Source organism: Kitasatospora paranensis (genome assembly GCF_039544005.1).
GTDB lineage: Bacteria > Actinomycetota > Actinomycetes > Streptomycetales > Streptomycetaceae > Kitasatospora > Kitasatospora paranensis.
Genome location: NZ_BAABKV010000001.1, coordinates 8,055,145 through 8,075,578 on the forward strand (window position 1 = coordinate 8,055,145; position 20,434 = coordinate 8,075,578).

General features: G+C 72.7%; 23 protein-coding genes and 2 pseudogenes. 16 read left to right on the plus strand and 9 right to left on the minus strand.

Annotated features, from left to right (window positions below):
* Window positions 1-31 precede the first annotated feature (31 nt).
* Entirely contained in the window at window positions 32-1,597 is a 1,566-nt protein-coding gene (locus ABEB13_RS38295) for a hypothetical protein (RefSeq protein ID WP_345709222.1), read from the plus strand.
* 357 nt (window positions 1,598-1,954) lie between these two features.
* Here ABEB13_RS38295 and ABEB13_RS38300 read toward each other — a convergent pair whose 3' ends face one another.
* The 3 genes from ABEB13_RS38300 to ABEB13_RS38310 all read right to left on the minus strand — a co-directional run bounded on the left by ABEB13_RS38300 (window position 1,955) and on the right by ABEB13_RS38310 (window position 5,216).
* A complete protein-coding gene (locus tag ABEB13_RS38300) occupies window positions 1,955-3,499 on the minus strand; it encodes a hypothetical protein (protein ID WP_345709223.1) in 1,545 nt (514 codons plus the stop codon).
* A gap of 60 nt (window positions 3,500-3,559) precedes the next feature.
* Window positions 3,560-4,162 (minus strand): DUF4328 domain-containing protein, encoded by a 603-nt coding sequence (locus ABEB13_RS38305; RefSeq protein WP_345709224.1) that lies wholly within the window; start codon window positions 4,160-4,162, stop codon window positions 3,560-3,562.
* A gap of 115 nt (window positions 4,163-4,277) precedes the next feature.
* A complete protein-coding gene (locus ABEB13_RS38310) occupies window positions 4,278-5,216 on the minus strand; it encodes a cyclase family protein (protein WP_345709225.1) in 939 nt (312 codons plus the stop codon).
* A gap of 295 nt (window positions 5,217-5,511) precedes the next feature.
* On the opposite strand from ABEB13_RS38310, the gene ABEB13_RS38315 reads away from it, so the two are divergent.
* The gene (locus ABEB13_RS38315) at window positions 5,512-6,303 is read left to right on the plus strand and encodes a maleylpyruvate isomerase family mycothiol-dependent enzyme (RefSeq protein ID WP_345709226.1); all 792 of its coding nucleotides are present in this window, start codon (window positions 5,512-5,514) and stop codon (window positions 6,301-6,303) included.
* A 7-nt stretch (window positions 6,304-6,310) separates the two neighbouring features.
* Here the strand turns inward: ABEB13_RS38315 and ABEB13_RS38320 are convergent, their stop codons facing one another.
* Together ABEB13_RS38320 and ABEB13_RS38325 are read right to left on the minus strand one after the other, a co-directional pair.
* Window positions 6,311-6,754 carry a nucleoside deaminase gene (locus ABEB13_RS38320; RefSeq protein ID WP_345709227.1) on the minus strand — a complete coding sequence of 148 codons (444 nt, stop codon included), beginning with the start codon at window positions 6,752-6,754 and terminating at the stop codon, window positions 6,311-6,313.
* Window positions 6,751-7,569 carry an LLM class flavin-dependent oxidoreductase gene (locus ABEB13_RS38325; protein WP_345709228.1) on the minus strand — a complete coding sequence of 273 codons (819 nt, stop codon included), beginning with the start codon at window positions 7,567-7,569 and terminating at the stop codon, window positions 6,751-6,753. Before ABEB13_RS38325 ends, ABEB13_RS38320 begins: the two co-directional genes overlap by 4 nt.
* 93 nt (window positions 7,570-7,662) lie before the next feature.
* On the opposite strand from ABEB13_RS38325, the gene ABEB13_RS38330 reads away from it, so the two are divergent.
* The 6 genes and pseudogenes from ABEB13_RS38330 to ABEB13_RS38350 all read left to right on the plus strand — a co-directional run bounded on the left by ABEB13_RS38330 (window position 7,663) and on the right by ABEB13_RS38350 (window position 10,806).
* Window positions 7,663-8,109, plus strand: coding sequence for an Lrp/AsnC family transcriptional regulator (locus ABEB13_RS38330; RefSeq protein ID WP_345709229.1), 447 nt, complete (start codon window positions 7,663-7,665; stop codon window positions 8,107-8,109).
* 149 nt (window positions 8,110-8,258) lie between these two features.
* Window positions 8,259-8,498, plus strand: a complete 240-nt coding sequence (locus ABEB13_RS38335) for a hypothetical protein (protein ID WP_345709230.1) — start codon at window positions 8,259-8,261, stop codon at window positions 8,496-8,498.
* 56 nt (window positions 8,499-8,554) lie between these two features.
* A complete protein-coding gene (locus ABEB13_RS38340) occupies window positions 8,555-8,980 on the plus strand; it encodes a hypothetical protein (RefSeq protein ID WP_345709231.1) in 426 nt (141 codons plus the stop codon).
* Window positions 8,981-9,132: 152 nt separating this feature from the next.
* Window positions 9,133-9,855, plus strand: coding sequence for a VOC family protein (locus tag ABEB13_RS38345; RefSeq protein WP_345709232.1), 723 nt, complete (start codon window positions 9,133-9,135; stop codon window positions 9,853-9,855).
* Window positions 9,856-10,525: 670 nt separating this feature from the next.
* Window positions 10,526-10,633: pseudogene (locus ABEB13_RS41000) on the plus strand (DUF6193 family natural product biosynthesis protein); the annotation flags it as partial.
* 14 nt (window positions 10,634-10,647) lie between these two features.
* Window positions 10,648-10,806, plus strand: coding sequence for a DUF6193 family natural product biosynthesis protein (locus ABEB13_RS38350; RefSeq protein ID WP_345709233.1), 159 nt, complete (start codon window positions 10,648-10,650; stop codon window positions 10,804-10,806).
* A 180-nt stretch (window positions 10,807-10,986) separates the two neighbouring features.
* Here the strand turns inward: ABEB13_RS38350 and ABEB13_RS38355 are convergent, their stop codons facing one another.
* A complete protein-coding gene (locus ABEB13_RS38355; protein WP_345709234.1) occupies window positions 10,987-11,664 on the minus strand; it encodes an SMI1/KNR4 family protein in 678 nt (225 codons plus the stop codon).
* A gap of 255 nt (window positions 11,665-11,919) precedes the next feature.
* On the opposite strand from ABEB13_RS38355, the gene ABEB13_RS38360 reads away from it, so the two are divergent.
* The 6 genes and pseudogenes from ABEB13_RS38360 to ABEB13_RS38385 all read left to right on the plus strand — a co-directional run bounded on the left by ABEB13_RS38360 (window position 11,920) and on the right by ABEB13_RS38385 (window position 16,320).
* Window positions 11,920-12,513, plus strand: coding sequence for a hypothetical protein (locus tag ABEB13_RS38360; RefSeq protein WP_345709235.1), 594 nt, complete (start codon window positions 11,920-11,922; stop codon window positions 12,511-12,513).
* 303 nt (window positions 12,514-12,816) lie between these two features.
* Window positions 12,817-13,377 (plus strand): sigma-70 family RNA polymerase sigma factor, encoded by a 561-nt coding sequence (locus tag ABEB13_RS38365; RefSeq protein ID WP_345709236.1) that lies wholly within the window; start codon window positions 12,817-12,819, stop codon window positions 13,375-13,377.
* On the plus strand, window positions 13,374-14,096 hold the full coding sequence (locus tag ABEB13_RS38370; RefSeq protein WP_345709237.1) for an anti-sigma factor family protein: 723 nt from the start codon (window positions 13,374-13,376) through the stop codon (window positions 14,094-14,096). The genes ABEB13_RS38365 and ABEB13_RS38370 overlap by 4 nt, the downstream gene beginning before the upstream one ends.
* Window positions 14,097-14,240: 144 nt before the next feature.
* Window positions 14,241-14,914: pseudogene (locus tag ABEB13_RS38375) on the plus strand (ArsR/SmtB family transcription factor).
* Complete coding sequence (locus tag ABEB13_RS38380; RefSeq protein WP_345709238.1) at window positions 14,911-15,648, plus strand: SRPBCC family protein; 738 nt, start codon at window positions 14,911-14,913, stop codon at window positions 15,646-15,648. Before ABEB13_RS38375 ends, ABEB13_RS38380 begins: the two are co-directional and overlap by 4 nt.
* Window positions 15,649-15,747: 99 nt before the next feature.
* The gene (locus ABEB13_RS38385; protein WP_345709239.1) at window positions 15,748-16,320 is read left to right on the plus strand and encodes a dihydrofolate reductase family protein; all 573 of its coding nucleotides are present in this window, start codon (window positions 15,748-15,750) and stop codon (window positions 16,318-16,320) included.
* 132 nt (window positions 16,321-16,452) lie between these two features.
* On the opposite strand, the gene ABEB13_RS38390 is transcribed toward ABEB13_RS38385, so the two are convergent.
* Window positions 16,453-16,851, minus strand: a complete 399-nt coding sequence (locus tag ABEB13_RS38390; RefSeq protein WP_345709240.1) for a VOC family protein — start codon at window positions 16,849-16,851, stop codon at window positions 16,453-16,455.
* A gap of 93 nt (window positions 16,852-16,944) precedes the next feature.
* Between ABEB13_RS38390 and ABEB13_RS38395 the strand changes: the two genes are divergently transcribed.
* A complete protein-coding gene (locus tag ABEB13_RS38395) occupies window positions 16,945-18,000 on the plus strand; it encodes a helix-turn-helix transcriptional regulator (RefSeq protein WP_345709241.1) in 1,056 nt (351 codons plus the stop codon).
* A 37-nt stretch (window positions 18,001-18,037) separates the two neighbouring features.
* On the opposite strand, the gene ABEB13_RS38400 is transcribed toward ABEB13_RS38395, so the two are convergent.
* Window positions 18,038-18,808, minus strand: a complete 771-nt coding sequence (locus ABEB13_RS38400) for an alpha/beta hydrolase family protein (protein ID WP_345709242.1) — start codon at window positions 18,806-18,808, stop codon at window positions 18,038-18,040.
* A 306-nt stretch (window positions 18,809-19,114) separates the two neighbouring features.
* Between ABEB13_RS38400 and ABEB13_RS38405 the strand changes: the two genes are divergently transcribed.
* Complete coding sequence (locus tag ABEB13_RS38405; RefSeq protein ID WP_345709243.1) at window positions 19,115-19,711, plus strand: GNAT family N-acetyltransferase; 597 nt, start codon at window positions 19,115-19,117, stop codon at window positions 19,709-19,711.
* A gap of 42 nt (window positions 19,712-19,753) precedes the next feature.
* Here the strand turns inward: ABEB13_RS38405 and ABEB13_RS38410 are convergent, their stop codons facing one another.
* Window positions 19,754-20,179, minus strand: coding sequence for a hypothetical protein (locus tag ABEB13_RS38410; RefSeq protein ID WP_345709244.1), 426 nt, complete (start codon window positions 20,177-20,179; stop codon window positions 19,754-19,756).
* Window positions 20,180-20,434 lie beyond the last annotated feature (255 nt).

Here is a 20,434-nt window from a genome sequence, read left to right on the forward strand (position 1 = left end):
TCCGACCACCGCGGAGGAGACGACGGGACCGATGATCAGCAGCTTTCTGGCCATGGTGGTCTTTCCCCTGGTCACGGCCGTGATGATCAGGTGGGCGGCGGCGCGACGGCGCCGCGGCCTGACCGCGGGCCGGGCGGTGCACTTCCGCTGCCGGCTCGACGGTCGCAGGGGCCGCCTGCTGGCCGACCCGCGCCTGGACGGGCCCGTCTTCCTCGACCGATCGGGGAGGGCCACCGCCGTGCCGCGTGGCGGCACGGCGCTGGACGCGACGGTCGCCACCCGCGCCCATGCGACCTTCGAGAAGGTCGGCCTGCGGTACCGGACACCCGAAGGCCGGCTGGTGAGCCTGGGCCTGGGCACCCACGACGCGCGCACCCTCGGCAGCTGGCTGGCCGAACACCCCCGCCCGGCCACCGGGGCCGCCCGGCGCCTGCCGGTGCCGAGCGCCCCGCTCTGGGCCGTCCTGGCCCTCACCGGTGCCCTGTTCGTGGGCCTGGCCGCCGTGGACGTCGCGCTGCTCGGGCAGCACACCAACGCCGAGATCGTCCAGGTGAACCGGGACGACGACAGCTGCGCCGTGCGCTGGGACGGCGGCGCGCAGCAGGCGACCGTGGACTGCGACACGGCGACCGCCCGCCCGGGAAGCCGGATACCGCTCATCGCCGTGCCCTGGCCCTTCCTGGGCGAGGCCGTCGACACCCGGACCACCCCGACGGTGGCCGCCGTGCTCGGCGGCGGGCTCGGCCTGCTCGGCCTCGGCGGGGCGCTGGTGGTCAACCCGCTGGCCTGCGCCCGACGCGTCCGGCTGGCCCGCCGGCCCGGGGCGGCCGATCCGGTGATCCTGCCCCCGGAGCTCCGCGGCGGCGCGGTGCACGAGGACGAGTGGCCCCCGCTGGAACACGACCTGAGCTACGCGAACCTTGCTGCCGCGGCCCTGCACGGGGACCGCCACCGGGCCGGCTTCGGGGTGACCCCGCCACGGCCGCGCCGCAGCGGCACCTCCGTCCCACCGAGCGGCTGGGCGCTGTTCACGCTCCTCGGCACCGGGGCCTGGTTGCCCCTCGTCGCCTGCACGGCTGGCATCCTTGACGACCGGTTCCACCTGGGCCACTGGCGCTACCCGGTCCTCGGCACGATCGGGGTCGCGGCCCTCGCCCGGATCGGCTGGTTCGTCACCGACCGCTCCGGACTCTGCGGCCCGGTGCTGCGGGCCGCCCGTGCCGGCGCGGGAAGTCCGGAGAACGGGGACGCGAGCGGTGGCGAGTGGCGGCCCATGCGCTACGTCCGGCTGTTCCGGAGCCCCGGTGAGATGGTGCTGGTGCTGTTCCGGTCGGAGAACGGCGAGGTTGCGGCCCCGCTGTACGTCCAGCAGATCGCCCGGTCCGGTGGACGCAAGCGCCGCACCGTCGGCGGGCCCGCCCCGGTGGGCGAGGCCCTCGTGCACGACACCGGCGTGGGGCCGCTGGTCTGCCAGATCGACGGCGTCCGTTACCTCCCCATCGGCCGGGCCGTCGAGGCCGCGGCCGACCCGGCCCGGACCCGCCGCCACCTGCTCGACATCGCCGGCAGCCACCGCCGAGCGATCGGACGGACCTGACGGAGCCCCACGAGCGAGCGGCCCGTGCGGCCACAAACCCGGTGGTTCCGGCCTCGGGCGGGTTGCCCGTCACGTTCCCCGACGGGCCCGCCGCAGAGCTCTTCCGCCGATTCCTCGTCGCGGTGCTCCCACCGGACGGGCCGGCCGGGCGAGCGGTCCTGGCCGGACCGCGCCTGCCCGTCCTCGACGATCGCCCTGGTCCGTACCACCCGGGGTCGCCGCGGTACCGCTCGCCGTCGACGTGTGGATGCACCGCGCCTTCCGGAGCGACCGCCGGCGGCTGCCCGCCGTCGGAGCACTCCCGGGGCACCCCCGGAGTGTGCCGTCCGAGGTCTGCGGGGGCTCGTCCCAGGACCGTCAGCGGCCTGGTCCCGCCTCGGGTGCGGCGGTGCTGGCGATCAGGTGAGCGGACCGCTGGTGGCCGGCGCGGTGCAGAGCGGTGGACACGACGTCCGCGAGGGCGTGCAGGCGGAGGGTCTGCCCCGGATCGGTGCGGCGGGCCGCGTCGGCCACGGCGTTCAGGTGCGGGGCGAGCGCGGGCCACCAAGCCGCCTGGTCCGCGGCGTCGGCGTCGATCGAACGCACCGCCAGGTCGAGCAGGTCGGCGACCACCCCGAGGACGGCCCGGTCCTCGCCGGGGTCGCGTGCCGTCGTCGCCCGGACGGCCTCGACGACCAGCGGGTCCGTCTCCACGTGGGTACGGCGCACGTGGACGAGACCGAGGTCGCCGAGCCCGTCGAGGGCCGCGTGGAGCTGCTCCCCGGTGACGGGCTGCCGCCCACGGGCCGCATCACGGGCGGTACTTCGGACCGGTGCCGGGCCGTCACCGGAGGGCAGGCCGACGGTGGAGGCAAGGTCGAGGAATGCGATCGGGACGGGCTGCGGCCCGAGCTGCCCGAGCACGTGCAGGACCACCCTGGCGTGGTGGAGGCCGCGGTCGGCGAGGAGGTCCAGGGAGAGGTCGCACAGCACCGCGACGTCGGCAGGCAGCCCGGCGCCGGCTGTGTGGTCCGTGCCGAAGAGCTGTACGTGTCGTTCCTCGAACGCCGAGCGCAGGTCCCGGATGCCGAGCGCGTGCCCCGTCCCGCTGTCCGGGCCGACGGCGTGCAGGTAGCGGCCGGCCAGGCGCAGGGCCAGCGGCAGGTTGCGCAAGCGGCCTGCCAGGGCGCCGAGTTCAGAGGCGTGCGCACCCTGGGCGCCGGTGTGCAGCTGAAGCAGTTCGACGGCGCGCTCGGATCGCCAGGGCTCGATCTGCCGCAGCGAGATCCAGCGCCCCCAGGCGGCCGGATCGGTGATCCGGGAGGTGACGACGATCCGGCCGCCCTCGATCCCGGGACTGCGGGGGATGCCGGCACGCAGGATGCCTCCGGGCGCCTGCGCATCGGCGAGGAGGCGGGGATCGTCGAGCCCGTCCAGGATCAGCATCCAGGGGTGTTCCCGGGGCACCAGCCGTGCCAGCACGAGGTCCTCGATCGGCGTGCCGCCGCGCCGGGCGGCCCGCAGGTCCTGCGGGCCGACGCCCCGGGTGCGCAGCACGTTCAGCAGGCCGGCCTCCAGCGTGCCTTCGTCCCGTGCCGACACCCAGTGGATGTCCGTGTAACTCCACAGGTAAGGATCCCAGTTGTGGCCGCCGGTGTAGCTGCTGCCGAGCGCCGTGAGCGTCTTGCCCGCCCCCGCGGGCCCCAGGACGGCCTGGACGGGGGTGCGGCGCAGGGGCAGGCCGAGGCGACCCGGCCCGGTGAGGCGCCCGCGCCGGTCCTTGGTGCGGACGGGGGTGATCTTGCGGGCGGGAAGGGCCGGCCCGCCGTAGGGGCGGGCGGGGTACAGGTGGGTCGGGAGTGCATGGAGGTCGAACGTCGCCGGGCCGAGCGGGCCGAGCGGGTCGGCGGGGACGGGCTCCAACGGGATCCTCCGTGGGGAGTACGGGCCGTGTCGGTCGGTCGTCGGGGCGCCGCCCGTTGATCAGGCCGGCGCCGGACCCGCGTCGAGCAGCGCCCGCTGGCTCCGGCCGACGCGGCCGATGACGGCGATGGCCAGCCCGGCGGCGACGGTGTTCACCACGACCGTCCAGAGGGCGTTCGGGTCCCCGCCGGGGTCGACCGCGAGGTACACCAGGAACCCGACCGTCTTGGCGAGCCAGGCCGTCCACCAGGCGTCGATCAGTCGGGTGTCTGCCGTGCCGCCGCCGGACCGCCAGATGTCGAGCACGGCCCGTCGGGGTGCCCACCACATGAGGACCGGAACGAACCAGGAGCCCACGGCCGCGCCGGTGGTGTACCGGTGCCCGAGCGGCGCGAGGGCCTCGGCGTTGACGCGGCACCGGTGGAACCACACCAGGAAGGCGGCGGCCGAGGCCAGGAACACCGGCTCGGTGACGTTCGCGGTCACGGAGAAGACCTGGGCGCCGGTCTGCGGCGTGAAGCCCAGGACCACCTGCACGAGCGCTTGGACGGCGATCAGGACCTGTGCCGTCCAGCCGAACACCGACGGATCCCGGAAGCGCCCCCGATGAACGGCGGCGCGCAGACGCAGCTGCGGGTCGGCCGGCGCGGTCGTCGTCTGCACGAGCTCCCCAGGTGGTCGGTCCGCGGCCGTGGCACCGCGAAGATCGCCCAAGGCTAGGGGGCGCACCTCGCGCTGTCCACGGGCGGCCCCCGACCCCTCCTCCCGTGCTCGCCGCCTACCCCTCACCCCCGCTGTCCCCGGCGGGGTCGAGGACGGCGAGCGCGCGGACCGGGAAGGTGCCCATGCCCTCGACCGCGGGTGGCGCGGCGTGGAAGCGGAAACCCTGCAGGGGCAGCTGCTCCAGTCCGCACAGGTGCTCGACGACGGGGATGCCCGCGGCCAGCAGCGCGGTGTGGGCAGGGCGGGTGCCGTCCTCGGTGTCGTCGACGTTGAGGGAGTCGATGCCGACGAGAGCCGCTCGCTGCCCGACCAGCCACTCCGCGGCGGCAGCCGTGAGGTACGGGTGGCCGCTCCCGTACTGCTCGGTGCCCCAGTGCCGGTCCCAGCCGGTGTGGAGCAGGACGGCCCGGCCCGTGACGTCGTACGGCAGCAGCAGCTCCCGGTCGATCGCCCGGCCGTGGGTGCCCAGGGTGCGCACGACGACGCCGTCGAGGTCGGTGAACCGGTCGAGCGGCAGTCCGGCCACGTCGGTCCCGTCCTCGTAGCGGTGGAAGGGCGAGTCGAGGTAGGTGCCGGTGTTGGAGACCATGGAGATGTGGCCGATGGCGAACTCGGTGCCGGGCGTGTAGTGGTCGCGGGAGGCCCGGCGGGTGAGGTGGTGGCCGATCTCGGGGCCGGGCAGGCCGGGGTAGGTGACCATCCCGTGGCGGACCGGGTGGCTGAGGTCGATGGCCTGCCGCTGGGCCCGGCGGGGCCGGGCCGAGCCGGTGTGCGGGTCCTTGTGCGGCTCCTGCACGAGCCGTGTCCGGCTGATCCGCACGCTGCCGACCATCAGCAGGCCGAGCCGGCGTACGAACAGCTCGGCCAGCTCGGCCTCGCCGGTGTCCGGGCCGGGCACGTCCAGCCGGAACCCCTGCGCCTGGAGGGCTCCGCCGTTGGCGAAGGTCACCTCGGCGTCGAACTCGGCCCGCCACTGCTGGTTCTCGTCCGTCATGGACCCGATGCTGGGTGACGAGGCGTCTGTTGACAAGCAGGAGTCCGCGGAGCGGTCGCCGCGCAGTCCGCCCGCCGTCGCGCGCGGAGGTCCACGGCCGGCCGGGCGCGCGGGCGGCCCACGGCGCACCGGCCGGCACCATCGGTGGCAACGAGCACGGCGAAGGGTGAATGTTTGACATGGTGAACTATCGACGATTACCTTCATGCCACCGGTCAATGAACTGGATCATCCGCCTTCTCGGCCCCGTTGTGCGCCGAGTCGGCGCCGCTGCCCGTCGAAGGAGACGACCACGGTGAATGCTTCGCACCGCCCTGCACCCGGGTCGGCCGCCGTCGACCACCGCGCCGCCGTCGCCGAGGAGACCGCCCGCTTCGTCGCCGTGATCGAGGGTGCCGACCTGGCGCTGCCGGTGCCGGCCTGCCCGGGGTGGACGCTGGCCGACCTCGTGAAGCACACCGGCAGCGTCCAGCGCTGGTTCTCCGTGCTGCTGCGCACCCGGGTGCAGGAGCCACCCCGGAGCCGCGAGGTGGATCTGCGGCTGCCCGCGGACGAGGGCCACTACCCCGCCTGGCTGGCCGAGAGTGCGGACGAGGCCGCCGACGCCTTCGCCGCCACCGCTCCGGACGTCCCCATGTACGCGTGGGGTGCCGACCAGCACGCCGGGTTCTGGGCGCGCCGGATGCTCTTCGAAACGCTGGTGCACCGGACGGACGCCGAGGCCGCGCTCGGTCTGGACCCCGCGATCGACCGCGCGTCGGCAGTCGACGGGATCGACGAATTCCTGGTCAACCTGCCCTACGCCGGAATCTTCGCCCCCAAGGTCGCCCATCTGCGCGGCACCGGCGAGACCATCCGCTTCGTGGCCGTCGACGCCGACCGCGACTGGCTGGTCCGGCTGCGCCCCGACGGCTTCGGGATCGACGCCGCCGACGCTGCCACGGTCGCCGCCGATGCGGGAGTTCGCGGCACCGCGGCCGATCTGCTGCTCCTGCTCTACGGCCGTCGGCGCCACGCCGATGCGAGCTTCGAGCGGGAGGGCGACCAGCAGCTGCTGGCACACTGGTTCGCCAACTCCGAGTTCTGACGGACCGTCAGGTCGCCCGGCGTCGGCCGTGGTCCTCGATGGGGACGCGTGCCTCGTCGAACAGGGCGGGCCCGGCCTGCGGCGGTGTCGGCCAGGCACCCGACTCCGGGTTGATTTCGACGAGTTGCTCGGTGGACAGCGCATAGACGACACGGCCGAGCCCGGAGCGGACGATGGCACCGCCGCACATGCCGCACGGCTGGCAGCTGGTGTACAGGGTGGTGCCCGCGGCCGTGCGGGGGTCCAGTTCGCGGGCCGCCCAGCGGGCGAGCTTCAGTTCGGGGTGGGCGGTGATGTCGTTGTCGCGCCGCACCGTGTTGTGGGCTTCGGCGAGAACCGTCCCGTCCGGTCCGGCGAGCAGGGAGCCGTACGGGGCGTCGCCCAGGGTGACGGCGCGGGCCGCGAGGCCGATCGCGCGCCGCAGAAGGATCTCGTCGGCCGTGCTGATCACGATGATGCGCTCCTCTGAGTGGCAATGGCGGTGAGTGCCTGCCGGGCCGCCTCGGGCCTGCGGGTCTCCTCCGGGTCCCCGTGGTAGGGGTCGAGGACGACGGTGCCGGCGCCGAGCAGGCGGAGCCGGTCGAGGTCGTCGAGGATCTGGTCGAGGGTGCCGACCCCGGCGGGCCGTTCGGGGTCGTCGACCGGTGTGCCGGTCAGCCGCAGGGCGATGCGGGGCGCGAACCCCGGCACCGGGTGGGCCGCCAGGGCGGAGCGCATCCGGGGCACCGAGAGCCGCAGCGGGTGCCAGGCGTCACCGAACCTGACGGCGCGTCTGATCCCCGCCGCACTGTTGCCGCCGACCCAGACGGGGACCGAGGGAGTGGTGGACCCGGCCCTCGCGGACCAGGAACTCCGCAGGGTGGCCAGGCACTCGTCGGTCAGCCTGCCCCGCTCGGCGAACGGGACGCCGAGCGCGTCGAACTCCTGGCGCGCCCAGCCGGCCCCCACCCCGAGCACGAACCGCCCGCCGCTGAGCTGCTGGAGGTTGTCGGCCATCCGCGCCACCAGCAGCGGGTGCCGGTACGGCAGGACGAGCACGGTCGTGCCGAGCCGCAGCCGGGTGGTGATCCCGGCCATCCAGGACAGTGCGGTGAACGGCTCGTAGAACGGCTCCGGGTAGCGCTCGGCCACGTCCGGGGTGACGGCCACGTGATCCGACACCATCAGCAGGTCGAAGCCGAGCCCTTCCACCGTCCGGGCCCATGCGCGGAGCACGCCGGGATCCGTTCCGGGCCCGAAGTTCGGTACGTTGACACCCAGTTGCATGATCTCAGGCTATCCCGGTGATCACGGGCCGGTGAAGACATTTCTCCCGGTGCGAGCAGCATTCTCATGGTGATTTCCCGGTAGGATCACCATATGGCCGTGAATCTTGACGATGTCGACTGGGCGATCATCGATCAGCTCCAGCAGGAGGCCCGGATCTCGATCAGCGAGTTGGGGAGGCGGGTGAGCCTCAGCGCGTCGGCCACCACGGAACGGGTGCGCCAACTGGAGGCCCTGGGCATCATCACCGGCTACCGGGCCGTCATCGACCTGACCAAGGTCGGCTACCAGGTGCTCGCCGTCGTCCGGCTGAAGTACCCGGGCAACCGCCATCAGCCGCTGCACCGGCTGCTCGCCGAGCGGCGGGAGATCCTGGAGTGCCTGCGCACCACGGGCGACGACTGCTACACCCTGAAGGTGGCCGCGACCTCCATGGCCCACCTGGAGGCACTCATGGACGAGCTGGCCGGCTTCGGCAGCACGACCACCAGCATCGTCTACAGCCAGACCCTGCCCTACCGAGGCCCGGAGCGACCCTGACCGACCCGGACCGACCCGGACCGACCCTGACGGGCGCTGACGGGCGCCGACCCGTCCAGGCCGGCCCCGGTCGATGCGAATGGGAGAGGGCGAATCGCCCAAGCAGAATCGGGAGGCGATTCGGGCCGGGAGTGCGGGACACTCGCCCGGTGATCGTGATGCAGCCCGTTGTGGAGATCGTGGTTCGCGACGGCTTCGGCCTCTGGCCGATCGCCGAGGCGGAGCCCTTCGGCGTCCTTCCCTTGAGCAGGCACCTCTCATCGGCCGAGGTCGGCACGGCGATGATGGCCATCGCCGGCTGGAATGACGCCGACGCCGACGCCGACGCCGACAGCGACCGCCCCCGCGGCCGGACGACCCGCTCGGCTCCTTCCTGTACGGACTGCTGACCCTCGACCCCCTCTTCGCCTCCGGCGGCCTGGGGGTCACGGACAGGTCGACAGGCGTGGAGTTCCTGCCCGGCTGCTGCGACGGGCTGGAGGACTGGCGCACCTGGCACCGGATCATCGACCACGGCAGCACCGTCTGGTTCGGGCACGAGCCCGTGTCGCCGGTGGCCGAACGGTTCGGCCACATCGTCCGACTGACCGTCGACGCCCAGCAGGCCGACAGTCCGGTGATCGAACTGTCCGTCACCGAGCTCGCGGGCCTGATCGGCGACGCCGAGCGCGATCTGACCGACTTCCTTGCGCTGGCCGCCGATTGGGCCGCCGAGCACCTGCCCGACCATGCGGGCCCGGTCACCGCCGCACTCGCCCGCCTGCTCGGCCTGCCTGTTCCCGTCGTACCCTCCGCACCGTCGACCTTCTCGAACCCGTCGGTCACGCCCGGCTCTGCGACCGGCGGGGCGGGATCAGACCGGCAGGCGTGAGCGCAGCCCCGGTCGGTGGTCGGCGGCCGCTGGGGGGCCGGCAGGAAACTCGGCTGCGTGCCGCACCTGCCCGCCCTAGGCTTCCGTTCGTGGGGCCACGACCGACGCGCCCCGCCGGCCTTGGTCAGTCAGTGGAGCGGAGATGTGCGGGCATGACGGGTGAACTGTTTGCGGTCTGCTTCGATGCGATCGACCCGGAGGGACTCGCGCGGTTCTGGTCCGGCATCCTCGGCTGGGAGACGGCGCACGATCCGGCCGACGGCGTCGCACTCCTGCCCGGCGACGACACGGGCTTCAGGCTCCGGTTCGTCGCGACCCGGGAGCAGAAGGCCGGACAGAACCGGATGCACTTCGATCTGACGAGCACCTCCCTGGAGGACCAGCAGAAGACGGTGGCCCGGGCGCTGGAACTGGGCGGACGTCACATCGACATCGGCCAGGGGCCGGAGGAGAGCCACGTCGTGCTCGCCGACCCCGAGGGCAACGAGTTCTGCGTCATCGGGCCCGGCAACAACTTCCTCGCCGACTGCGGGTTCCTGGGCGCGCTGGCTTGCGACGGCTCGCAGGCCGTCGGGTACTTCTGGAGCGAGGCGCTGGGGTGGCCCCTGGTCTGGGACCAGGACGAGGAGACCGCGATCCGCTCGCCGCACGGCGGTCCGAAGGTCACCTGGGGCGGTCCGCCGCTGATGCCGAGGCCGGGCCGGGACCGGCTGCGCTTCGACCTCCTTCCGCCCGCCCACGGCGATTGGCGGACCGAGGTCGACCGTCTGCTCGCCCTCGGTGCGACTCGCATCGGAACCGGCCCGGGCGGCGACGGCCGAGTGACGATGGCTGACCCCGACGGCAACGAGTTCAGCCTGTTGACGACGCGGTAGCGCACCCATGCCCAGGGCATCACGGCGTGGATGAACTCGGCCGCTCGTCCGAGGTCGTGGACAAGGACGGCGCGATCGTCCCATGTGGGCACCAGCGTCCGGCCGATCCCGGACGGTGACCGGTCTCGTCCTCATGCTCTCAGCCGGATGATGAGGGCGGCCGTGGTGACGGTGCCCAGGTAGACGTAGGCGCGCTTGTCACAGCGGGTCGCAATGGGCTCGGCGGCATACTGGCGGGATGAGCTTCGGGGTGGGGTGGCCTGGCGAGGGCAACGGGGGCGGCTGGGTGCTCCGGGAGATGTTGGGGCGTGCGGCGGAGGGCCTCGGGGTCGTCCTGCCCGAGCCGGACGGGCAGTGGAGCGGCATGGCGGTGTACGCCGACGCGGGGCTCGGGCGGCGGGTGTCGGTGCATCCGGCCGACGAGCAGCGTCGGGCCTTCCGGGTGTACCTCCAGAGCAAGGGCCAGCGCCTGGCCTCCGGGTGGACCGCCGATCCGGCCGAGGTGGTCAGGGCCACGCTGGCCTGGACCGGCGGAGCGGGGCTCGAGGAGGTCCAGGAGCAGGCCCCGTGCATCGAGTTCCGCCCTTGGGCCCTCGCGCACGAGCGGGAGCCGCTCGGTGCCGTCGAGTTGGCGTGGTGCCTCAAGCTCGACGGCATCCACATGCCGCCGATGAACCGGTTCCCGCGTGTGCATGCATTGTTGGCGGCGGCGCACGCCCAACCGGCGCTCCGCCAACTGATGCCGGTGACCAGCCACTTCAACCTCTGGTTCTCCACCAGTACCACCGCGCGATGGAGTACGACACGGGTCGGGTACATGATCCGGCCGCACGATGGGGGTTCTACGGGGTACGCAACCGAGGCGAGTTGCTCGCGCGCTTCGAGACGCCGGAGGAGGCCGTCGCCCTCGTGCTGGCCGACCTGCCGGAGGGGATCGGGTCGGCGCATTGAGGCGTCGTTCGGGCGGTATTGGCAGAGATCGTGTGCGTCGTCACGTTCGGTTGCGCCCGGTGCCGGCGCTCTTGACCGCCAGAAGGCTACCGAGGTGACAGCCCGTTGGACCTGCCTGCGGCCCGACCAGCCGACAGGCTTCAGCAGACCCAGGGCCCGGGGAGTTCCGTGCGCACGGATTCAAGATCGGCAGCAGTTCGTCCGTGCGCGTGGATCCAGGACAGGTCCTGAATGCCGTCCCGGCGCACCAGGCGACCGGGTGCCGCGTACCAGCGCAGGGGAGTCGTCATCGCCCACCCACATGGGATGGTCGGGCAGGTCGACCCGGGTGTAGTGGGTGCGGAGCCCCGGCAGGAGGGCTTGTGGCAGTTCGCAGGCGTCGTACCGACTGCCGGCCTCGAAGAGTGACTCGCTCAGCACGAGTTCCACCCAGGCGAGCGACATCCGATCGAGGAAGGGGACCCAGCCTCGATGCGACTCCACCAGTACCGGCGGGTCGTCCCGCTCGATCTCGTCCACGGGGATGCCCCAGAAGGCACAGTCCTGATTCTCACGGCGGAAGACCAGGATGCCGTTCAGGGCATTGTCGATGCAGAGCCCGGCGGGCGGGATCAGGGGGCCCTGTTGTCGGGTCAGGTCGTCCCTGCGGCCGAACAGCGCGTAGCCCTGACGCAGGGCGGTCGGCAAGCGGAAGCCGAGATCGGTTTCCACGGAGGCCAGTTCGTCCTCGGTGCAGCCGTCGGCAGGCTGCAGGGGGCGGCCGAGCCATGCGTCGGCGAACCAGCGCACGAACCCCAAGGCCTGGGACGGAGTCTGTACTCCGCGCAGCGCCACCGACACGTCGGGACCGTCCACCATGCGGAAGACGCTACCGCCTCTCTCCGGTGACGTGACCACGCATCGGGAGAAGGGCGAGGGCGCGGAGAGAGTCATCAACAGCGGTGGGGACATGCCGAGCAGCCAGTACGTTCACGATCCGGCGGTGGGTCGGGCCGTTCCGAAAATATTTCTGCCGAACGTTGAACCCTGCCGAGCCGGGCTCCGTTCTGAGGGTGCGAGCGTCACGAAGACGCACAAGTCGCCTCAAACCAGCCACCTTCAGGGGAGTTCGCCATGTCCAAGTTCACCGGTCGCCGTCTGCTCGTCGCCGTCGGCCTCTCCGCCGCGGCCCTCGTTCTCAGCGCCTGCGACTCCGACACCGGCGGCTACGGCAGCGGTTCGAACGCCGCGACCGACGCCCCCGTCACCGCCCCGTCCGCCGCCGCGCCGGCCGGCGCAGCGGGCGCGACGGCCGGGCTGGTCGCGGTCACCAGCCCGCAGCTGGGGCAGATCGTGACCGACTCCGCCGGCCGGACCCTGTACCGGTTCGACAAGGACACCAGCAAGCCGTCCGCCACCAACTGCACCGATGCCTGTGCCGCGAAGTGGCCGCCGGTCGTGGTCCAGGGGACGCCGGAGCTCAACGGCGTCGGGTCGGCCCTGGTCGGCAGTGTGGCCCGCCCCGACGGCACGATGCAGGTCACGCTGAACGGCTGGCCGCTGTACCGCTTCGCCGGGGACACGGCGGCGGGCCAGGCCAACGGCCAGGGTGTCGGCGGCACCTGGTTCGCGAGCACGCCGGAGGGCAAGAAGGCCCAGAGCACCGGCAAGGCCGCCGCCCCGGCCGCGCCGAGCCAGGCCCAGAGTGGCTACCCGAGCGGCTACTGACGGCCTGCCCGGGGCACGGGCACCCGCTCACGGACTGTCCGTCCACGGACAGTCCGTGAACCGTCCGTCCCGCCACGGGGCGCTCGTTCGGGCCCGCCACCGCGACAGTGCCGACGTGCCTGTCGCGGTGGACCCTTGCCCGGCCCCGGTCGTCCGTACGCGCCGTCCAGGCGGCCGCCCCGACCCGGCCGCCCCGGGCTCCGCCCGGCGCGAATCAGGCCCGCACCAGCGGGAATCGCCGTTGAACCGATCGGCCGCATCGCGCGTGTAAGCGGTGACATATCCCGACGGAGGAGTGGGCGGATGGCAGGGACACGATCCAGCGCCCGGCAGGGCGCGGCCGACGAGGCACTGATCCGGACCCTGTACGAGGAACACGGCGGTGCGCTGCTCGCCTACGCGATCCGGCTGACCGGAGACCGGGCGGCGGCCGAGGACCTGGTGCAGGAGACCCTGATCCGTGCCTGGCGGAACCCCGAGGCGCTGACCGAGACCCGCGGGTCCGTGCGCGGCTGGCTGCTGACGGTGGAACGGAACCTCATCACCGACCGGTTCCGCGCCAGGGCCGCCCGCCCGGCCGAGGTCGCCGAGGTGTCCGAGGCGATGGCGACCGTCCCGGTGCAGCACGACCACGCGGACACCGTGGTGGATTCGCTGGTGATGATGGAGGCGCTCGAACAGCTCTCGCCCGATCACCGCGCCGTGCTGGACTCCATCTACTTCCAGGGCCGTTCGGTCGCCGAGGCGGCCGAGCAGCTGGGCGTCCCGGCGGGAACGGTAAAGTCCCGTGCGCACTACGCGCTACGGGCCCTGAAACAGTCGTACGCGGGCAGGCCGGGGACGCTGAAGGGAGCGGTCGCATGACCACCGGGCAGCACGATCGGAGCGCCGACCTGCTCGGCGCCTACGTCCTCGGCGCACTGGAGCCGGAGGAGACGGGCGCGGTGGAGCAGCATCTGCTCACCTGCCCGCCCTGCCGGAAGGAGGTGGCCGAGATGCAGGATCTGGAACGGATGCTGGGCGAGGTGCCACCCGAACTGTTCGTGGAGGGGCCTCCCGAGGGAGGTGACCTGCTGCTCCAGCGCACCCTGCGGCAGGCTCGCGCGGAGCGCGGAGCGCACCGGCGGCGCCGTTGGGCGGCAGTGGGCGCGGCGGCCGCGGTCGTCGCGGCGGCCGTGCTCGGCGGGGGAGTCGCGCTGGGCAGGGCCACGGCGCCCGCCGGCCAGGTCATCGCGGTCGGCCCGGGGCCTTCCGCCGGTGTGTCGCCGCCCCCGGCGGGCACCAGGACGGCCTCGCAGATCGATCCCGCGACGGGCGCTCAGATGAGGGTCATCATGACCCCGGCTGCCGGCTGGGTCCGGGTCAGCGCCGTGGTCGCCGGTATTCCCGCAGGTCAGCGCTGCCATCTGGTGGTCAACGGCCGCAGCGGGGCGACGGTGGAGGCGGGCAGCTGGCTGGTCTCCCCGGCCGGTGCGAAGGCGGGCACCAGGCTGGACGGGTCCGCACTGGTCGCTCCGGCGGACGTCGCGTCGGTGTCGGTGGTGAACGACTCCGGGCAGACCTTCGTGACGGTGCCGGTGTAGCAGGGGCAGTCGGCGTGGCCAGTGGGGCGAGCGGCGGGGCACGGAGCGAGTTCCGTGCCCCGCCGCTCGCCGTGTGCCGTTTCCGAGCTCACCGACAAATTTTTTTGTCTTGACAATTTAAATCATCGGAATGATCCTGGAGTGGTGCTGGACGTTGCCGTGATCGAAGAACCCGCTGCGGCCGAGGCGTCCCTGGACCCGATACGGTCCCGGATCCTCGCCGCCCTGGCCGAGCCCGGCTCGGCCGCCATGCTGGCCGTCCGCCTGGGGCTGCCCCGGCAGAAGGTCAACTACCACCTGAAGGAGCTGGAGCGGCACAAGCTGGTCGAGCTCGCCGAGGAGCGCCGCAAGGGCAACGTCACCGAGCGGGTGTACCGCGCCACCGCCGCTTCGTACGTGATCTCCCCGAGCGCCCTGGCCGCCGTGAGTCCGGACCCTGCCCGCTCGCCCGACCAGCTGTCCGCCCGCTGGCTGCTGGCGCTGGGGTCGCGGCTGGTGCAGGAGGTCGGGGCGCTGCTGACCGGAGCCTCCCGGGCCGGACGGCGGGTCGCCACCTTCGGCATCGACGCGCAGGTGCGGTTCGCCTCCGCGGCCGACCGGGCGGCCTTCGCCGACGAGCTCGCCCAGGCCGTGGCAGCCCTCGTCGCCCGCTATCACGACGAGGCCGCCCCCAGGGCCGGAGCCACCGGGTGGTCGTCGGGCTCCACCAGATCCCCGCGGCCCAGCCCGACCCCCGGGCGGATGCGGCCGACCCGCAACCGCCCATCGCAGGGACGCAGGAGAGCGCCCCCGGAGCCGGACAGGAGAACCGACGATGACGCACCCGTTCGAGATCGAGCTGGAGGCCGTCCTGCCGGCCGGACCGGAACAGGTCTGGGAGGCGATCGCGACAGGGCCGGGGATCGACTCCTGGTTCATGGGCCGCAACGAGGTCGAGCCACGCGAGGGCGGGATCTGCGCCATGGAGACCGGGGGCCGGCGGGCGGAGGCGGTGATCACTGCCTACGAGCCCGGCAAGCGCCTCGCCACCCGCACGGCCACCGCCGCGGACGGCCGGTTCATGGCCTTCGAGTACCTGATCGAGGCGCGGGACGGCGGCAGCACCGTGCTCCGCGTCGTCCACAGCGGCCTGCTCGGCGACGACTGGCAGGACGAGTACGACGCGCTGCGCCGCGGCTGGCCCTTCCACCTGCACACCCTCCGCGAGTACCTGACCCACTTCGCGGGACGCACCGGGGTCCCGGTCTTCGCCGTGGCGCCGTCGGGGGCCCGGTCCGCCGGCGAGGTCCGGGCGGCGCTCGCGGGTGGGCTGTCGCTGCCGGAGCCGGTCGTCGTGGGCGCACGGGCCCACGCGGAGCCGGCGGGCCTGCCGGCACTGGACGGCGAGGTCGTCTGGGCGGACGACGAGCGCATCGAGGTCCGCACCCCCGACGGGATCCACAGCTTCCACCACGGTTCCGGCATGGTGCTGATGTTCCATCACCTGTTCGGGCCGGACACGGACGGTGCCGAGGCCGCCTGGCAGCGCTGGCTGACCGGTCTCGTCGGCTGACTCCGGGACCCTCCCCGGCGCCCCGCCCCACGTGCTCACACCCCGTGCCCCACACACCACATCGACCACACACCACACCCCACATCCAAGGACATGGGCATGCGTACTCTGATCAGCACCGCCTTCATCTCGCTCGACGGCGTCGTCGAGGCCCCCGGCGGCGAACCCGGCTACCGCAACGCCGGATGGACCTTCAAGGACATCGAGTTCGTCCCCGAGGCGTTCGACATCAAGGGACGCGAGCAGCAGGAGTCCACCGCGTTCCTGATGGGCCGGGTCAGCTACGAGGCGTTCAGCCCGGTGTGGCCGGACATGGCCGAGTTCACGCACTACCGGACGCTGCCGAAGTACGTCGTCTCCACCACCCTCACCGAGGACGGGCTCGTCGAGAACTGGGGCGAGACCACCATCCTGCGCTCGCTCGACGAGGTCGCCGCCCTCAAGGAGACCGACGGGGGCCCGATCATCGTCCACGGCAGCGTCGCGCTCAACCACGGCCTGGCGGACGCCGGCCTGATCGACCGCTACCACCTGCTCGTCTTCCCGCTGTTGCTCGGCGCGGGCAAGCGCCTGTTCCCCGTCACCGACAAGGACACCCAGAAGCTGAAGCTCGTCGAGCACGCGGTCTACTCCAACGGCCTGCAGCTGAACGTCCTCGACGTCCTCCACTGACGACTCAGGGCGCGGCCCGGGCCTCCCGGGCCTCCCGGGCGCTCGGACCACTCCGGTCGTACGGGCCGGCCGGTGCACCGGGTCGTCGGGAGCCGTGGAATGCCGGTGCTCCCGACGGCCGCGGCGCGAGGGTCAGCGGCCGAACTTCTCGATCGCCGCCGGGGTGACCGGAGTGAAGAAGTTGACGAGATTCCCGTCGGGGTCGCGGAACAGCAGCGACCGGTTGCCCCAGGGCATCGTGGTGGGTCCGGCGACGACATCGGTGACGAAGCCGGCCAGGTTCGCGTGGACGTCGTCCACGTCGTCGACCAGGAACTCGAGGATCACGCTGTGGTTGTCGGCGGGCCGGGAGGATCCCGGCGCGAACAGCGGGACGGTGCGGGTACTCGCGATGGCGAGCGTGGCGTGGGCGGTGCGGAGTTCGGCGAAGTCCTCGGTGGACCAGGCGGCCGGCACCCCGGTGGCCTTCTCGTAGAAACCGACGAGGCGTGCGACGTCGCCGGTGATGATGCGGATCGAGACGAAGTCCATGGTGTTCTCCCTGGGGGTGTGGAGCCGTTGCACCTCGTACGCTAGGACGAATAGTGGACGGATTCGGTCCGGTATTCGCGTTAGGCTCGGAACATGTCCCGACCCGCCGGCCGCGTGCTCACCCTCCTGGAGCTGCTGCAGTCGGGCGGTACCCGGACGACGGCCGAACTCGCCGACCGGCTCGGCGTCGAGGGACGGACCGTGCGGCGGTACGTCGATCAGCTGCTCGACCTCGACGTCCCGGTCGAGGCGGTGCGCGGCCGGTACGGCGGCTACCGCATCGCTCCCGGCCACCGCCTGCCGCCCCTCATGCTCGGCGACGACGAGGCGATCGCCGTGCTGCTCGGCCTGGTCGCCGGCCGCCGGGCGGGGCTGACGACGACCACGGCCACCGCGAGCGAGACGGCAGCGGCCAAGATCAGGCGCGTGCTGCCGCAGCATCTGGTCCGCCGCCTCGACACGGTCCTGGAGTCCCTCTCCTTCACCGAACCGCCCGGTACGTTCCCCACCCCCGACACCGGGGTCCTCCTCACCCTCGCCGATGCCGTGCGGCACCGCCGACCGGTCGCGATCAGGTACACGGACCGCGACGGGCGGCGCAGCGACCGCACGGTGCACCCGTACGGGGTGGTGTCCCATGCGGGCCGCTGGTACGTCACCGGCGAGGACCCGGGAGCCGCGGAGGACCGGACCTTCCGGCTCGACCGCATCGCCGACGCCAGGACGCTGCCCGGCTCGTTCGAGCCCGTCGCCGGACAGGACCCGGCGGAGCGGGTCCTGTCCGGCTTCGCCGAGGCGGCGTACCGGTACGAGGTGACCTTGCGGATCCACGGGACGGTCGAGCAGGTCCGTGCCCGGCTGCCCGCCGGTGTCGCGCGCGTGGCGGAGGCCGCGCCGGCGACGGACGCGGATCCTGCGACCGAGCGCTGGCTGCTCGTCGACCTGCGGGCTGAGCGACTCGACTGGCTGCCGCCGCTCCTGGCCTCGCTGGATCGCCCGTTCGTCATCGAGCGCCCCGGCGAACTGCGCGATCTCGTCGTCGCGTTCGCGAACCGCCTGGCGGACCGCGCCCGCTCGACCCGACCGGACCCGATCCGGCCCGATCCGGCCCGATCCGGCCCGGCCCGGCCCGGACCTGACCGTGGGTGACCGGGTCGGTCGGCCGGCGGGCGGGGGCGGGCCTCCGTCAGGCCGGTGACGTGCCCGCCCGGCCGAGGTGCCGGGCGAAGAACCGCACCGCGCTCTCGGCCTCGAACCGGGGCAGCTCCTTGTGCCTGCCCGCGTTCACGTGCAACGACTTCTCCGGCGAGGCGAAGGCGTCGAACAGTGCGAGACCCTCCTCGCGGGAGATGTGCTCGTCGTCCCACTGCAGATCGAACTCGATCGGAACGGTGATCTGCTTCGCCTTGTCGGCCAGGACGTCGGGCCAGTGCTGGCCGAAGACGGCGGCCGTGATCCGGGGTTCGACCGCCACGAACGGGATGCCGATCGCGGTGCCCATGTTGATGCCCCAGTAGCCGACCGGCCCGTCGGTGCCGATTTCCGGGAGCTCTTGGAGGGCGTCCAGGAGGGCCAGGTACTCCGGTACGGCGAGTTCCGCCAGGTGGTCGTTGTAGCGGACGACGATCGGGCCTTCCGGCTCGCCGGCCGCCCGCGCCCGGAACAGCTCTGCGATCTCCGCCTCGTCGTGCGCGGAGCGCGGCCGGTCGCCGTGACCGGGCGCGTCGATGACGGCGACGTGGAAGCCGCAGCCGGCCACGAGGAGGCGGGCGCGGCCGGACATCGCCGGGTGCTTCTTGTGGTTGCCGCCGCCGTGGCCCATCAGGACAAGAGGTGCGCGCCCGGTGCCGGAAGCCGGCGACCAGAGCACACCGGGGACTCCGTCCACGGTGAAGTCGCGCTCGACGATGCCGTTCGAGGACGACTCGGCGGTGAACTGCAGGGAGTGGGAATGCACAGGTGTGGCCTTTCGGGAGTGCCTTGGTGTCGAGGCGCTCCCGGCGACAGCTACGCCATTCGCCCGACCGTGACGGGAAGGGGAGCACCCACAGGGATACAGCGGTCATGGGTCTCACCTCCTTCGACGGTGTCGCGGTCGCCCACAAGGTAGCAGCTGGCCCGTCACCGGCCCAACGCCTTTTCCTGTCACGTGATCAGAGCTCCGGGACACGATTCTGATCCGACGTCAGGGGTGCGGGTGACCGCCCGTGCGCATCATCCCTCCGCGGGCATCGCGCGGAGGGATGGCTCATATGATCGGTCGATGAATCCCCTCGTCAATGCCCCCGTCATCCTTCAGGCGGCCGCGACGCCGTCCGCTCCTGCTCTCGTCCTTCGCCCCTGGTCCGTGGAGGATGTCGGTGCGCTGGTCGAGGCGTGCCGGGATCCCGCCCTGCGGCGCTGGACGAGCCATGTCGTGGACGACGAGGCCGACGGTGTGCGATGGGTGCGTGCCCAGCAGCTGGGCCGGGTGACGGGGGACCGCCTCAGCTTCGCGGTGATGGAGGTGCAACCCGGCACCTCCGCACACCGGTTGGCGGGCCATGTGGTCCTCAGGGGTGCCACCTCCGGCAAGCCCGCCGCGGAGGTCGGCTACTGGACCGCGGCGCACGCTCGCGGCAGGGGAGTGGCGCCCCGAGCGCTGGAGGCACTCACCGGCTGGGCCTTCGACACGTTCGGGGCCGACGGGCTGGAGCGCCTCGAACTCGTCCACCAGGTGGACAATGTGGCCTCCTGCCGCGTCGCGCAGAAGAGCGGCTACGCCGTGGACAGGGTCCTTTCTGCCGAGCCACCCGCCTACCCCCGTGACGGTCACCTGCACCTGCGCCACCGAGCGGCCCGCGTCGGCGGCGGTGCCTGAAACCCCGCCGGCCGGGCCGCGCCGGGGAGCGACGCGGTGCGGTCAGCCGAGGGGTGCGGCCCGCTGGACGGCGGTGGTGGCGAGCCGGTGGAGTTCCGCGGGGGTGAACGGTCCGACCTTGACGACACTGAGGTACAACAGCACCTTGCCACGCCGGACATAGAGCACGTTCCAGGTGGTCTGGCCCGCGTGCGCGGTGAAGTACCGCGCCTGGTCGCCGAGATCGTGGAAGGCGTCCGCCGGCTGCTCGACCGCCTGTGGGACCAGGGCGTTGAGTTCGGTGATCACGTCGGGGAGACGGGCACCTGCCTGCGCGGGGCTGTCGCCGAGCTCGATCTGCTCGGTGACGTGTTCGAGGCCGCTCTTCAGGCCCTTGAAGCCGGTGGTGATCATCCCGTTGTCGTCCAGGCACTGGTCGGGCGCCGCGCCGCGGTCGAAGCCGTCCGGAATGTCCGCGGCCGTGATCATGGCACTGCATCCGCCCTTCCCGGTGGGGCGGTCGGCCGCGGGCGCCGCCGCGGCCGACGCCGTTGCGGCCGACGGCGCGGTCGGTCGGTCGGCGGAGCCTCCACCCGCGGACGAGCACCCCGCACCGAAGGCGAGCACCGCCCCGGCCAGTGCCGCTGCCCTCAGTCCTGATCCGAACCGTCGCCCGTTCATGTGTCACCCTCCCGCGTGCCGATGATCATCCGGCCGCGGAGCGTATCACCGGTGTCCGCTCCG